Genomic DNA, 15,016 nt, shown 5'->3' on the forward strand with positions numbered 1-15,016 from the left:
CAATGAAGTATCAGTGCCTAATGATCGACGATGATGTTACCATTGCGGAGACAACAGCGGAGTATTTCAATATATTCGATATAAAGACAGCCTATGTCACAAGCTATGACGATGCTGTCGGATTTCTGGAGGATAATCAGGTGTCGCTGCTGCTCCTTGACATCAATCTGGGCGACAGATCAGGCTTTGAGCTGTGCAAGCAGATAAGGGCGGAATACGATATGCCCATACTGTTCATCAGCGCGCGGACCAGCGATGACGATGTGCTGACGGCGCTGAATATAGGCGGAGACGACTACATAAAGAAACCCTACACCCTTAATATACTCCTCGCCAAGGTCAAGGCGATACTGAAAAGATACGAGCGTTCAGCGGAGGCAGCGAAAGCTGTCTCCGCCAAAGCCGTTTACGGGGAGGGTGTCAGCAGTTCCCGCGAGATAGCTATAAGAGAGGGGCTCATACTTGATACGGGCGCCCATAAGCTCATTCGGGACGGTGAAGTAGTGCCTCTCAAGGCTATGGAGTACAAGATGCTGGCTTATCTTCTTGCCAACCGCGGCAGGGTGGTCACCAAGGACGAGTTCCTGAAAAATGTCTGGGGAGATGAGTTCATAGGTGAGGGCACTCTTGCCGTACATATACGCCATATCCGCGAAAAGACCGAGGAGAACCCGAATTCTCCCTGTATCGTAAAGACGGTCTGGGGCGTGGGATATATCATTGAGGACGGGCAGGACACATGAAGGCTTACAGAAGGATACTCATTATCAGCACGGCACTCCTGCTCACAGGCATTTTCCTGTTTATGAAAATGTCTTTTTCATACAGGGGCAGCGGCGTCGACACACTGATGATAAACGATATTATAAGCTCCGTCAGAGAGAGCTGGGACAGTATGGACAGCTTCGACGGCAGCCGCTTTGATACGGAGATGATAGTCTTCGACAGCCAGGACTTCATCGTCTATTCCTCAGCCGATGAGGAGCTTGAGGGCGTTGACTCCACGAAAAAGGCAACAGAAAAGGGCTGCATTTCACTGGTGGTCACAGCAGACAGCCGCTATCTTGGCACAGTGGTGATACCCGACCCCGACAGGCTGGAGTACGAAAGGGTGAACAGGCGTATCTGTACAGCTGCGGCGGTGCTTTCGGTGATGTTCCTGCTGGCAGGGATAATTTACGGGAGATACGTACGCAGGACAATAGTCAAGCCCTTCGGCGAGATGGAAAAATTCGCGGAGAACGTGGCTTCGGGCAAACTGGACGTGCCCATAAGGCTGGAGAAAAACAATATGTTCGGCGCCTTTACAGGGAGCTTCGACATCATGCGCGAGGAGCTGAAAAACGCCCGCCGCAGAGAGGACGAGCTGAAGATAAGAGAAAAGGAAATGGTGGCGTCGCTGAGCCACGACCTGAAAACGCCAATTACGGGAATAAAGCTGCTCTGTGAGCTGATGACGGTGAAAACGGAGGACGAGTACGTTAAGAAAAAGATAGGGGACATCCACCAGAAGGCGGAGCAGATAAACGTGCTGGTCAGCGACCTTCTTGCCTCGACGCTTGACGACCTGGGCGAGATGAACGTGAGCTGTACCGACGAGAGCTCGGAGATACTCCACGAGCTTGTGGCTGAGCATGACACAAGGGGCGCCGCAAGGGAGGCGGAGATACCCCAGTGTATGATATGTGCCGACAGGATAAGGCTCTCTCAGGTCATAGGCAATATCATCGGCAACTCATACAAGTACGCGGATACCGATATAGACATCGGCTATGTGGTGAGGGACGGCTTCCTTGAGATGTCCATAAGCGACCGCGGCGAGGGCGTTCCCGAGGATGAGCTTGGACTTATCACCGCCAAGTTCTACCGCGGTGCCAACTCAGCAGGAAAAGACGGAAGCGGTCTGGGACTCTATATCGCCAGTAAGCTCATGGAGAAGATGAACGGTGAGCTCATATGCTCAAGCCGAGGCAATGGCTTCTGTGTTACCCTGATGATACCGCTGTCATAGTACAAGGCTCCGTGCCGCAGAAATGCAGCCCGGAGCCTTTTTACTTATCTGAGGAGAGCTTCCACAAGCTCTCTTTTTTCGTAGAGCACACAGCCGCCGCTATGGTCCTCAAGGAGCATATCTCCGCTCCTCAGCGCCGTGAACAGGGGAGACTGCATAGCCTGACGGAGAGAGGTGTCCCTGACATTCACATCGGAATAGGGGGAGAAGGGACATGGCTCTGCGCCGCCGTGGGAGTTGATGTGGAAGAAGCCCCTGCCTGCGGCAACGCAGCCCCCCGAGCTCTTTTCGTCTCCCGGGAAGGCGATGTACACCATTTCTGACCGTTCCTCACGGAGAACGCCTATCCTGTCCATGAGGTATTCCCGCTCTGTGTCAGTGGGAGCAAGTCCGCTGCTGGCCTCAGTTACGGGGACATACTCCACGAATATCACCGCTTTGCACCCTCTTTCGGCAAGACCGTCGAGGAAGGCGTCTGAGGTCACCTCTTTGTAATTCTCGGTGGTGACGGTGACGGAGGCGCCGAAGATAAGTCCGCGGGCTCTGAATTTCTCCATATTTTCCATGAGAGTATCGTAGATACCCTTTCCGCGGCGGCGGTCGGTGAGGTCCCTGCCGCCCTCTATGCTCATAATAGGAACGAGATTGCGGCAGCGGTCAAATAGCTTGAGGTACTCCTCGTCAATGTATGTACCGTTGGTGAAGATAGGGAACATGATGTTCTGTCTGGTGCCTGCGGCTTCCATGATACCGCGGCGGAGCATGGGCTCTCCTCCTGCAAGGAGTATGAAGCTTATGCCCATTTCGTCGGCTTCGGTGAATATCCTGAGCCATTCCTCGTCCGAGAGCTGCTTCACGGGCTCTGAGTCCACAGTGGCGTGGCTGCAACGCGAATAGCAGCCTGCACAGTGAAGGTTGCATTTGCTGGTGATACTTGCAATAAGGAAGGGCGGTATATGCTCGCCTCTGTCCTCGGCAGTGCGGCGCTTTTTTGAAGCGGAGCGGCTGGCGGCTGCGAACTTCATCATGAATGCGCTCTCTCTGGGATTTCTGAGAGTAGCCTTCAGGGCGTCCTTTACAACTCCTTCCACTCCCTCGATGAGGTAGTTCTGAAGGTCAAAATCTTTATCCATAGGGTGTCCTCCTATCATTTTCAGGTACAGGGCTCCGTCGGTATTATCCTGTCAGCTGTCTGTAATCAGTATAGCATAATCAGCCGTCAATATCAATACTGGCGGCATTAGAGTGCATTTTCGTATCCTTTTCATTCCGCATTCATTGCTATTTCCTTATTTTTATGATATAATACTTTCATACTAAGGAAAGGAACGCTCAACATGAAACACTCTTTTACACGAACACTTACTCAAAATATTATTGCATCAGTCTCATCATTGATACTGGCTATGACTGCGGTCTGCGGAGCAGCCTATGCTGAGAGCAGCACACCCGGACTGAAAGGCTTGCAGGAGGCAGGCGGCGAAGGCTACGGCGAGCCGTTTACCGACAGCGCTGCGGACGATACGGGACGTATAACGGGCATAGAAGGACTGGAGCCGTTCACGGCATATGAGCTTGACGAAATAGCTCCCGGCACCTCGGAAAAGGTGGCGGAGTGCATCATAGACGGCGACTATGGCTCCGATACCGTAAACAGGAGCTGCACCATAGAGTCCCTTGACCATGACCTTATTATAGAAGCTGCCGACGAGGACATTGTTATCCTTCTTGATGATCTTACCCTCGATAACACCATCACAGTCAGAAAGACGACTAAGAGAGTTATATTCTTTATAAAGGGTACCTTCACCTGCGGCGGAAACAGCAGGGGCATACTCTATGACAATATGGGCGGCGGCAGTATAGTAAGATATAACGATACCTTCCCTGTGAGATTTTACAGTGAGAAGGGTGCAAACATGACAATAAACGGTAATTGTACCTTCTGCGGATATTTCCGCGCTCCTGAGCTGACACTGGAATGCAGAAGTGAGGGTGCCTTTGAGGTGGAGTACATCAGCGAGATGTGCGAGGGCTTTGACAGTATGATAAAGTGCAGACCAATGATAATCGGAGCCGCAATTGTGGGAAAGATAGAGTATGCAGAGGGAAACGAGGCATTTATTTTATCTGCCAAGAGTACTATATTTGATGAGTATATTCCCCCTGTGCGCTACGGCGACGCAAACTGCGACAGAGTCCTTGATCTGGCGGACGCTATATTCATCATGCAGGCTATGGCAAATCCCGACAGATATACCCTCACTTCCGATGGGCGGACAAATGCCGACACCAACGGCGACGGCGTCACCGTAAACGATGCCCTTGCCATACAGCAGCACCTTCTGGGACTGGATAAGAAATAAGCATATAAAGCGAAAGCCCGCATCGGAATCGTCCGATGCGGGTACTGTTTTGTCCGCCCTTTCAAGGATGTTTCGGAATAAAAGGAATCGAGGGTCCCGAAACAGATCTATCGCCCAAGGTCAGTGCAGAGCCCTTCGGCAGATGTGTCCCATATACATATGATACACCCAAAAGGTGAGAGAGTAAATGCGGTTTTATCCCATTTTATTTGCCTTTCTGCTCCTTTTCCCTGCGGTAAGCCGAGGGTGTGAGACCTGTCCTGCTGCTGAACTGGCGTATGAAGTGACTGGTGTTGGAATATCCGCTCTTGTCGGCTATCTGTGCCACCGTCAGGGAGGTGTTCTCAAGGAGCCATTTTACCTTCTCAAGCCTTGATGAGATAATATCCTCCTTGCAGCTTGTGCCGAAAAGCTCCCTGTATATCCTGTGGAAATGGCTCTTGCTGAGACCCATGCTGCGGGTAAGGGCTTCGATGTTCCAGTCCTTTTCGGGGAAGCGGAAGATATTGTCCCTCATGGCGGTGAACTGGTCCTTATAGCTGAATGTGCCTGAGCTGAGGCTTATCATCTTGCCCTTGAGCCTGTCCGCCATGGAGCATATGAGGCTGTCGATAGTGAAGATGTCAGAGGGCATCAGCTGACAGGATATAACAGCTATGCGTTCCTGCTTTATCTCCACGGCGCCCTTGTAGGAGTGCTGAACGCTTTCGGCTACCTTTTCCGCGAATGCCTGCTCCGATAGCTTCTGCCCGCCTGTTTCGGCAGCTGCGATAATATCGTCGCCTATGCTTGCCAGCACGGTATCGCTTTCACTGAGACGTATGGCGTTGACTATGGAATTTATGGGCGGGACGCTGTAGCGCACCTTGTCCTCCCTGATATATGACAGCAGTGTAAGGGTGAGGGGAGAATCGCTGTTTTCTGACATGAGGTTCATGAGCTTGTTGATAAGTCCACGCTTGTTGTATATGCCCAGCACGGGAGCGAATTCCGAAAGGGACTCTATCCGCTTGTTGACATAGTCCTTGTGTATCCTGTTCTGTACGGCGTTGAGACCGCTGCTCACCGCGTCGCACCAGTTCATGTAGAATTCGTCCAGTACGATGTGAACTGCCTTGCGGTAGGTAAAGCCCACATAGCCGAATATCTGCCCCTTGCAGTGAAGGGATGAGACCACCGTCAGCCGCGGTTCATGGGGCTTTGTCAGTGAGGGGAAGATGTCACGGGTCGGGAACTCCTTCATCTGCTCGCCCCCTTCGTAGCAGGCTTCTATGGCAAGGAGCATTTTGTCGGAGAGACCGCCTCTGCGGTAGACCGAGGGGTCGCTTGGCTCCCTGCACCAGTCCTCGCAGAGGCACAGCTCTGCCCTTACGCCTGTGGGTATCATATAGCAGCAGCCAAGAAATGTACCTGTAACGTCGTAAAGGTCCTTGCATTCGGACATACGCCTGATTATCTCGCCCTGGCTGCTGGTCTTGCGTTTCTCCAGTATATCGAACATCACACCCGCGTACTCTCTTGTGTCGGAGAGGCTCCTGCTGCGGCGTATGCTGCCCTTGTCTCCACAGCCGCAGCTCTCGCCTATGATGAGCTCCGGCACCACGGGGCTGTCCTCAGGCTGTCTGCCCAGGGCTCTGAGCAGCTCATTCAGGGCAAGGAAGCTGTTTATGCGCTCCTGACCCGCAACTGTGGTAAGGGACATTCTTTCCGTCTGTGAGATCATGCTGCCGTCACAGCCTGTCACCTTTATATCCTCGGGCACTTTTATGCCATTTTCCATGAGAGTGCGGCAAAGCTCCACCGCCATTATATCGCTGCCGCAGACGATGCCGTCGGGCTTTTCCAGTCTGCCATCTGCTATGTCAAGGGCTATTTTGTGGGGGACTTCCCTCCAGTAGTCGCCGTAGAATATGCAGTCATCGTCACAGGGAAGACCGTTTTCCTCCATAGCTCTGCGAAAGCCGCTTATGCGCTCCTCCGAGGGAGTATGTCCCTTGCTGCCGCCTATGCACCAGAGCTTTCTGCACCCGTGCTCGTTTATGAGGTGCTGAGCCGCAAGATAGAGGAGCACGTTTTCCTCCGCGGATACCACGGGGAAATAAGGCTGCTCATAGTTGACCACCACGCAGGGGATATTCCGCCTGTGGAGGAGGTCGGTGATAGTTCTGCGCTGCCTCTCGCTGCAAAAGATATTGGCTTCAAAAATAAAACCGTCGAAGCTGCCCTGTAGGATAAGGTCATAGATATTGGTCTGACCCTTTGAGTATACCTGGTCAAGCTGCTGGTCAACGTAGTTTATGACTCCCGAAATGACTATGGTATCATAGCCGTACTGTGCAGCTCTTGTGTGAATGACATCGATGAACGAGGTCTCGGTATTGCTGCTTATATGGGGCATTATAACGGCTATCCTTCCGATGCTTTCCATACTGTCACCTCCGCTTTTATTATACACTTCTCCCGTAAATACGTCAATACGCAAAAACTCCGCAGGGTCAGTGCGGAGCTTCTGCACAGCCCCTCCCGCGGGAATGGGAAGGGCTCATGCCTTGAATATACATATAAGTGAGGATAATATTGTAACAGTTTATTTTATTGACGGAAGAAGAATGGCAGGCAGTTGTAGATGTACTGCCTTACATAGTACCAGCTGTGCTCGCCGCCGTTTGCAAGTATGAACCACAGGTTGCCCTTGGAGAAGTCCGAGGTGTACTCAAACTGGCTCAGCTTCTTCATAGCCTCTATCTGGGGGCTGAGAACGGGATTTGCAAAGTCAGATGTGCCTGTTGCGGACATGATGAAGTATTCGTTCTTCTTGAGACCTGCCTTGTCAACAGCTCTTGCCAGTGCGCCTGCATCGGCTGTGCCCGTGCCCCAGTGATGAGCGCCGCTCATTGGCATGAAGTAGCCGACTATGTCCACGCAGTTCTCGAATACAGCCCAGGTGGAAACGCTTCCCATGGAGAAGCCGCCGTAGGCTCTGTGCATTCTTGAGGCTTTGATGTCCTCCTTTGAGGTGGAGGCTGCATAGGTGGAATACTTGCCCTCAACGAAGGGAACAACGCTCTCGCGGAACTCCTTATAGAAGTTCTCGGCGTTGTAGAAGGTATCGGAGCTCACCTTGTTGAAGGTGGGGGTAACGATTATCATGGGCTCGATGTCGCCGTTCTGTATCATGTTGTCGATAAGGCGCACCGATTCGCCGTTGTCATTGTAGAACAGTGAGTTCTCGTTGTCGCCCATGCCGTGCATGAAGTAAAATATGTTGTACTTCTTGTTCTTGTCATATCCGTAGGGCAGATAGACGTTAAGGGAGTTGGTGCCGTTTATGCCGTTGTAGGTCTCCTTTACTACAGTTCCTGTCTTTGAGGCGTTGCTGCGGTAGTTCTGACCGTACTCGGCGTATTTTTTAGCAGGGTCGAACTTGTATGTGGACTGCGGAGTTTCGGGCTGCTCCGGGGGAGGAGCCACCTGGGGTGCAGTCAGCAGCTTTCTCATCTCTATCATGTCAAAAACGTCCAGCACCTGGTCCTCGCAGAGGTCTCCTGCCGCCCAGTCAGCTGCGGTCACGTCCTTGCTGCCCAGTATGAATTTCTGGAGGATAACTGCGTCGGCAACATTTACCTGACCGTCACCGTTCAGGTCTCCCTTTATGCCCTTGGAGGGGACTATCTCAAAGGTGGGACCGTCCTCGCCGTAGGATACCGGGCTTCCGTAGTGATAGATGTCGGGGAGCTCGTCAAGTGTCAGCATATAGTCGCTGTTGTAGACCTGCTTCAGGTAAGATGCAGTGTTGAATTCATTGCTGTCGATGAAGGAGGTGTGCCAGGTCATGAACCACAGCCACTTTGCTCCCTCCGACTTCATCTTCTCGGGGTCGGGGATAGGTCCGTTCTCGTGGAGGCATACAGGCTTGTTTGCAACCTGTGCGGTCTTGTTGTACATAGGTGCCAGTGAGCCTGTATGGTTCACATAGGTGTCAGAGCCGATTATGTCAACGTATTCGTCCCCGGGATACCAGCCTGCGTTCACGTCGCCGCAGTAGCCAAGGCTCCATATAAGATTATCAAGTCCCCAGTAATTCGTATATCTGTCGTACATTATCCGCCAGAGCTTCTTGAAGTTCTCGGCTCCGCCCTTGCCCCACCAGAACCACTTTCCGTCAAACTCATGGAAGGGACGCCATACCACGGGGATACCCGCGTCCTTCAGCTCCTTGAGAGCCTTGGCGCCCTTGTCCATGCCTGCGATGAGCTTGTTGTACTCCGCAGTTCCCTCAGTGAGGGCAGCGTTCCAGTTGAGGTCAGTGTTCATGGCTTCGGTGTGGCTGCCGCTGAAGTCACTTCCGCAGTGCCAGCAGATAGTGACTATGCCGCCCTTTTCATACCATTTCTTTGCACGCCTGTTGCAGCCTGCGAAGTCATCGCCCATGTAGTCCAGTCCGCGGAGGGCAGGGTATCTGCCGCTGGCGTTCTTTATTATGTCGAACTCATAGTCCTCGCTGCCCATCCATGTGGACTCCTGCTGACCTGATATGACGTTCTTGCCGTAGGTGTCGCACAGGAAGCTGTACAGTGACTGAGCCTGTGCGGAAGCTTTGGGGTTTGACAGCTTTCCGCCGCCGGAGTAGGCGGTGAAGTCGCCCTTCTCAATGAGCAGGCAGTCAAACAGTGTCCAGCCCCAGGAAGCCTCAACGGTAATGTCATTGCTGCCCGCATTGAGCTGTGCGCTGACGCTGACCGTGGAGAATTTGTCATCGCCTGTGTATTCGCAGAATATCTCGCCTGCGTCCTTGCCGTTGATGAGTACCTTCTGGTACTTGCCGTCCTCATCGTAGGGCTGGCAGTAGCGCAGGGTTATCCTGTGCATACCCTGTCCTGCGGCATTGACCTTAACGGTGACGGAGTTGCCGCCGTCCTTCAGATCAACGGCTCTGCCGCCGCTTGCGCCGCTGAGTGCGCTGATCTCCGCGCTGTTTTCGCCTGTGCTGCTTATTGTACCTTCTTCAAATTCGTACTGATCCCCCGCTGCGTCCGAGTGGAAAGGAGCAATTGCCATAGTGCTTACTGCAAGTGCCGATGAAATGATAGCCGATATAAGCTTTTTCATTGAAATCACCTCTCAGATTATTGACTTCGGGACGCCGTAAGTCCCGTCAATGCGGAATTATCCGCTTTCTTCTGTCAATATTATACAGCAGAAATTTCTCCGAAAAAATAGCCTTTCATGCCATAAAATAACAGTTTTGTATCATTTTTGAGGCGACAATGGTAATTTATGTATATTGCAAAAAGCAGGTCAATAAGTACGGCGCCGTTTTTATAGACGATGCGGCGATGTTATGCTATGATCGCTATTAACATAAATCATAATTTATCGTAATACCTTGCGGCAACTATGAATGGGATTCCAAAGGGACTGTGTTCCTTTGGCAGAGTCCAGAGGCAGCGCCTCTGGCGGGGGTCAAGGGGCAGAGCCCCTTATTACGTCAGGCGCCTCGCAAGGGGTGAATCCAAAAACAGTCCGGTGGACTGTTTTTGGAGAGGGGACGCCTTGTAAGAGAAGGCGTCCCCTGGTTGAGCGGATGATAGTCGCCACTATAATACGAATTTTGTGGGACGTCGAGGACGCCGTCCCCTACAAATGTAAATTATGATTTATCCTACATCCGAATAAAACACAATGCCCCGAAGCACTTTTGAAATGCTTCGGGGCAAAACTTATACATGAGCATCGGACACAATGACCTGCTTTTTGCTTTTATATTATCTTGGTGGACCATTCCTCGATATTCCAGATATTGTCGGCTATATCCATATAGAACTCGGGCTCGTGGCTCACTATGAGCACAGTTCCCTTGTAGTCCTTTATTGCCTTTTTCAGGGACTCCTTGGCGTCCACGTCCAGGTGGTTGGTGGGCTCGTCCAGCACAAGGAGATTTACCTCTCTGAGCATTATCCTGCATATCCTTACCTTGGCATTCTCGCCGCCCGAGAGCACTCTCATCTGTGAGGTGATGTGCTCGGTGGTGAGACCGCACTGGGCAAGGGCTGCGCGTACCTCCGCATTGGTCATGGATGGGTATTCCTCCCATATAACGTCAAGGGCAGTCTTTGAGGTGCTCTCCTCTTCCTGCTCGAAGTAGCCGTATTCCACGAACTGATCGTGCTCAACGTAGCCCGATATTGGCGGTATTATCTTCAGCAGGGTCTTCAGCAGAGTGGACTTGCCTATGCCGTTGACTCCGCGGATAGCTATTTTCTGTCCGTTCTCCACCTTGACGGAGATAGGCTTTGTGAGGGGCTCGTCATAGCCCAGCACCACGTCCTTGCAGTCGATGACCACACGTCCGGGAGTTCTTGCCTTGCGGAAGGAGAAGGTGGGCTTGGGCTTTTCGCGCATGAGGGTGATCTTGTCCATTTTGTCCAGCTTCTTCTGGCGGGACTTCGCCATGTTGGTAGTTGCAACTCTTGCCTTGTTGCGGGCGATGAAGTCCTCAAGATCGGCGATCTCCTTCTGCTGCTTTTCGTAAGCCTGTTCTATCTGCTTCTTCTTGAGCTCATACATTCTTGTGAAGTTGTCATAATCTCCCGTATATCGTGTCATTACGGCGTTTTCAACGTGATAGACCACATTGATGACGCTGTTCATGAAGGGAACGTCATGGGAAACGAGTATGAATGCGTTTTCGTAGTTCTGAAGGAAATTTGTGAGCCATCTTATGTGGTTTTCGTCCAGAAAGTTAGTGGGCTCGTCCAGAATGAGTATCATGGGATTTTCCAGCAGCACCTTCGCCAGCAGCACCTTTGCACGCTGTCCGCCCGAGAGCTCCGCAACGTCCCTGTCAAGACCTATCTCGTTGAGTCCCAGACCGTTGGCGTATTCGGAGATCTTGGCGTCGATTGTGTAGTATCCGCTGTAGTCCAGAATGCTCTGTATCTCGCCCACTTCCTCCATAAGGGAGTTCATTTCCTCCTCGGAGCAGTCGGACATCTTCTCGTAGAGAGTGAGCATTTCCGCCTCAAGGTCGGAGAGGTGGTCGAATGCCTCGCGGAGCACGTCCCTGATGGTCTTGCCCTTGGCAAGGGTGCTGTACTGGTCCAGGTAGCCCGTGGTTATGTGCCTGCACCATTCGATCCTGCCCTCGTCGGGCTGGAGCTTGCCCATGATTATATTCAGAAAGGTGGACTTGCCTTCGCCGTTAGCGCCTACAAGTCCGACGTGTTCTCCCTTCAGAAGTCGGAAGGAAGCGTCATTGAGTATCTGTCTCGCACCGAAACCGTGCGTAACGTGTTCAACATTGAGTATGCTCATATTATCCTCCATTTCAGATGTCATGCCCTCTATTATAACATAAAAGCAACATAATAGCAAGGGACGCGGCGAAAAAGTTCCCGTGCGACAGTATTATAACGCGAAAAAGGGGGCGCAGGCTCTGCGCTTATAACATATATTTACGGAAATAGCAATGACCGCTTTGTGAAGTTTGCAGGGCAAATGCTTTAATTAAATTATAAACTTTCATTAAAGCAGCCGGAGAGTTGAAATATTACCAGAAATATCATTATAATTGTATTACAGAAGCAGCCTGCAATGCTATAATTAACACAAACAGGTTCAAAATGGTGATTATCACCAAAGACACGACGGGGGATATTAAAAGAAAAATTTATTCTCGCTATTAAAAAAAAAGAGAATAAATGGCATCTCTAAAACCTGTTTTTTCTCAAAAGTGGGTTTTCAGAGATGCCCTGTAGAAGGAGGAATTTTTATGATTGGGAAACTAAGAGGAACGGCTGCTGTCATCAGCGCTGTTTCGACACTTTCTGCGCTTAGTCCGTACGTCTGCGCGGGAACTGTGCGTGCCGTGAGCGGAGTCCAGGCTGTGTACTATGTCTCGCCTGAGGGCAGCGACAGCGGCGACGGCTCGCCTGACGCTCCCTTTGCAACTCTGGAAAGGGCGAGGGACGAGGTTAGGAAAGTGAACAGCAGCATGACCGGCGACATCGTGGTCTATCTGCGGGGCGGAGACTACCGCATCACGGAGCCTGTGGAGTTCGACACAAGGGACTCGGGTACAGGAGGATTCAAGGTCAGATATGAGGCTTACGAAGGGGAGACACCCGTTATCAACGGTGCTCAGAAGGTCACGGGCTGGTCTAAGTTCAACGACAAGCTCTGGGCGGCACCTCTGGACCGCAGCACCAAGCTCCGCAACCTCTATGTCAATGACCGCCGAGCAAATATGGGCAGCGTTCAGGTGCAGGCAAAGGGGGGCTACGGAGACTACTACGTTACCGCAGGTCAGGGCGACTGGGCATGGGACTCGGGCAAAAAGAGCGACGGCATTGTCTATGATGCAGGCTCAATGCCCCGTATAACCTCAAATTTCGATGACCTTGAGGTGGTCAACGGCACCACCTGGAACGAGAATATCGTCTGCTCAAGGGATATAAAGTACAACGGCAGCAGCATGATACTTCTCATGCAGCAGCCCTACGGCGCTATCGCCCAGACTCCCGGCTGGGGCGCAGGCTTCTCCACCGGGGGCACCCACACTATCTACAACGCCTTTTCTTTTGTGGACAGCGAGGGCGAGTTCTACTTTGACAAGACCGATAAGATGCTGTACTATTATCCCAGAAGCGGCGAGGATATGGCGACTGCCGACGTTGAGGCTCCCGCAGCGGACTGCCTCATAAAGATAGCGGGAAGGTCTACATCGGAGCGTGTGGAGAATATCAGCTTCAGCGGCATTACCTTTGCAAATACGGACTTTCAGCTCACCGAGGTGGCAGGCTCTCACGGAAAAGCTACCTGTCAGGCAGCTCAGAGCTATACTGCCTTTGCAGACTCAAACTGGCACTCAAAGAAATACGAAATGGCGGATACTCTACCTGCTGCCATACATATAACAAGCAGCGACAGTATCAGCCTTACGGGCAATGTGGTCAAGCACACGGGCGCTGACGGCATTTCCATGACCAATGACGTTATAAACTCCGACGTCAGCGGAAACTTCATCACCGATATAACCTCCAGCGGTATCACCGTGGGACACCCTCAGCATATCTACATCGGCGACGCTGCTGCCAATAATCACGAGAAGTTCCCCAAGGGCGTGGAGGGACTGTGCAAAAACGATACAGTAACCCAGAACCTTCTCTATGACATCAGTGTTGTTCACGGCTTCGGCGGCTGTGCAGCCATTACCGCCTATTATGTGGACTCCGTGAAGATCCTCAGCAACACTATTGAAAAGACAGCATATAACGGTATTCATCTGGGCTGGGGCTGGTGCAATTTCAAGGACAGCACCACCTGCCGCGACAATCAGATATGCTATAACAGGGTGATAAACTCCCTTAACCGTCTCCACGACAGCGGCGGTATCTACACTATCGGCCAGATGCCCGGCACTATCATCAACGAGAACTACATTCAGGGCATTCCCGCAGGCGGTCCCGGCTGGCCTACCTACGGACTTCACAACGATGAGGGAACTGCCTATATCGAGGAGAATGACAACGTTCTTGAGATAAGCCCAAATGTTACCTATACCATCAACTGCGAGGAGTACGGTGACAAGCACGACCTGAAGATAAAGCGCACCTATGCCACTGTGAATAAAATGGGCAAGAACCCGCCCTCCAGCGACATAGACACTCCTATCGTGGTTTCGGATAATGTATGGCCCTTCGGGCAGTACAAGGTGTGCCTGAATTCGGGTATCTCCGACGATAACCGCGGTCTCATGCCCTCATGGCTGAAGTCTGCTGCGGACTGGGTATTTCCTGCAAGCTGCGAGACAGCCTGCGGAAGCAAGCTCCCCGTGAGAAAGACTGAGGGCACTGTATGGATAGCTCCTGACGGCACCGAAAGTTTCAGAGCAGGAGCCGATATGACCAGAGCAGGAGGCAGCGCAGGTACGGTCAGAACTCCCTCAAAGGAAGGGGAGTACAGGATATACGTTCTCGGCGCTGACGGCAAGGTGCTGAGCAAGTCCTCCCATATCCTCAGACTTAAAGGCACGGCAAGCGGCGGCGACGTCATCGAGGCTGAGCGCTGCGACTACAAGTCGGGTATCGACACAGAGAACTGCTCCGAGGGCGGAAGCGATGTTGCCTATATCGAAAACGGCGACTACATCGGCTTCAAGGGCATCGACCTTACCGACGTCAGCGGTATTGAATTCCGTATAGGCTCAAACGGCGCAGAGGCTTCGCTTGAGGTAAGACTGGACAGCCCTGACGGAAAGCTCATTGGCACCATGGACGTCAGCGGCACAGGCGGCTGGCAGACATGGAACACCCAGAGCTGCACCATAGCTCCCGCCTCGGGGGCGCACGATGTCTACTTCGTATTCAGGGGCGGCGAGGGCTACCTCTACAATGTGAACTGGTGGAGACCCGTAAAGCCTGCGGAGGAGTACATCCTTGGCGATGTGAACGGTGACGGTGCTGTTGACGTGTATGACATGACAGGTATGCGCAGAGCAGCCGTAAACGGCGACGCAGAGCGTTTCGACGCCGCTGATATAAACATGGACGGCGCCATTGACGAGAATGACCTGAGGCTCCTTGTGAGCTTCCTCAAAGGTGAGATAAAGTCATTCTGAATATCAGAAAAAGAATAGAGG

Annotated in this window: 8 protein-coding genes; 4 read left to right on the forward strand and 4 right to left on the reverse strand. The window is 52.2% G+C overall.

Annotation, left to right across the window (positions count from 1 at the left end; all coding sequences use genetic code 11):
- Positions 1-2 precede the first annotated feature (2 nt).
- Both T488_RS0104280 and T488_RS16940 read left to right on the forward strand, forming a co-directional pair.
- A complete protein-coding gene (locus tag T488_RS0104280; protein WP_028519731.1) occupies positions 3-743 on the forward strand; it encodes a response regulator transcription factor in 741 nt (246 codons plus the stop codon).
- A complete protein-coding gene (locus tag T488_RS16940; protein WP_051536260.1) occupies positions 740-2,011 on the forward strand; it encodes a HAMP domain-containing sensor histidine kinase in 1,272 nt (423 codons plus the stop codon). The genes T488_RS0104280 and T488_RS16940 overlap by 4 nt, the downstream gene beginning before the upstream one ends.
- A gap of 44 nt (positions 2,012-2,055) precedes the next feature.
- On the opposite strand, the gene T488_RS0104290 is transcribed toward T488_RS16940, so the two are convergent.
- On the reverse strand, positions 2,056-3,144 hold the full coding sequence (locus T488_RS0104290) for a radical SAM protein (RefSeq protein WP_028519732.1): 1,089 nt from the start codon (positions 3,142-3,144) through the stop codon (positions 2,056-2,058).
- A 261-nt stretch (positions 3,145-3,405) separates the two neighbouring features.
- Between T488_RS0104290 and T488_RS0104295 the strand changes: the two genes are divergently transcribed.
- Entirely contained in the window at positions 3,406-4,377 is a 972-nt protein-coding gene (locus T488_RS0104295) for a dockerin type I repeat-containing protein (protein WP_037297061.1), read from the forward strand.
- Positions 4,378-4,582: 205 nt separating this feature from the next.
- Here T488_RS0104295 and T488_RS0104300 read toward each other — a convergent pair whose 3' ends face one another.
- From T488_RS0104300 to T488_RS0104310, 3 genes are all read right to left on the reverse strand, one after another.
- Positions 4,583-6,805, reverse strand: coding sequence for a substrate-binding domain-containing protein (locus T488_RS0104300; RefSeq protein WP_028519734.1), 2,223 nt, complete (start codon positions 6,803-6,805; stop codon positions 4,583-4,585).
- Positions 6,806-6,969: 164 nt separating this feature from the next.
- Positions 6,970-9,486: a glycosyl hydrolase gene (locus T488_RS19790; protein ID WP_196243265.1), complete on the reverse strand. Its 2,517-nt coding sequence runs from the start codon at positions 9,484-9,486 to the stop codon at positions 6,970-6,972.
- Between the two features lie 651 nt (positions 9,487-10,137).
- On the reverse strand, positions 10,138-11,691 hold the full coding sequence (locus tag T488_RS0104310; protein WP_028519735.1) for an ABC-F family ATP-binding cassette domain-containing protein: 1,554 nt from the start codon (positions 11,689-11,691) through the stop codon (positions 10,138-10,140).
- A gap of 457 nt (positions 11,692-12,148) precedes the next feature.
- Here T488_RS0104310 and T488_RS0104315 point away from each other — a divergent pair, with 457 nt between their 5' ends.
- Complete coding sequence (locus T488_RS0104315; RefSeq protein WP_028519736.1) at positions 12,149-14,995, forward strand: carbohydrate-binding protein; 2,847 nt, start codon at positions 12,149-12,151, stop codon at positions 14,993-14,995.
- Positions 14,996-15,016: the final 21 nt, after the last annotated feature.

This window comes from Ruminococcus flavefaciens ND2009, from assembly GCF_000621785.1.
Lineage (GTDB): Bacteria > Bacillota > Clostridia > Oscillospirales > Ruminococcaceae > Ruminococcus > Ruminococcus flavefaciens_C.

Coding starts and splice junctions, on each gene's coding strand:
- T488_RS19790 (WP_196243265.1), bottom strand. CDS start 9,486: ATGAAAAAGCTTATATCGGCTATCATTTCATCGGCACTTGCAGTAAGC.
- T488_RS0104315 (WP_028519736.1), top strand. CDS start 12,149: ATGATTGGGAAACTAAGAGGAACGGCTGCTGTCATCAGCGCTGTTTCG.
- T488_RS0104300 (WP_028519734.1), bottom strand. CDS start 6,805: ATGGAAAGCATCGGAAGGATAGCCGTTATAATGCCCCATATAAGCAGC.
- T488_RS0104280 (WP_028519731.1), top strand. CDS start 3: ATGAAGTATCAGTGCCTAATGATCGACGATGATGTTACCATTGCGGAG.
- T488_RS0104310 (WP_028519735.1), bottom strand. CDS start 11,691: ATGAGCATACTCAATGTTGAACACGTTACGCACGGTTTCGGTGCGAGA.
- T488_RS0104290 (WP_028519732.1), bottom strand. CDS start 3,144: ATGGATAAAGATTTTGACCTTCAGAACTACCTCATCGAGGGAGTGGAA.
- T488_RS16940 (WP_051536260.1), top strand. CDS start 740: ATGAAGGCTTACAGAAGGATACTCATTATCAGCACGGCACTCCTGCTC.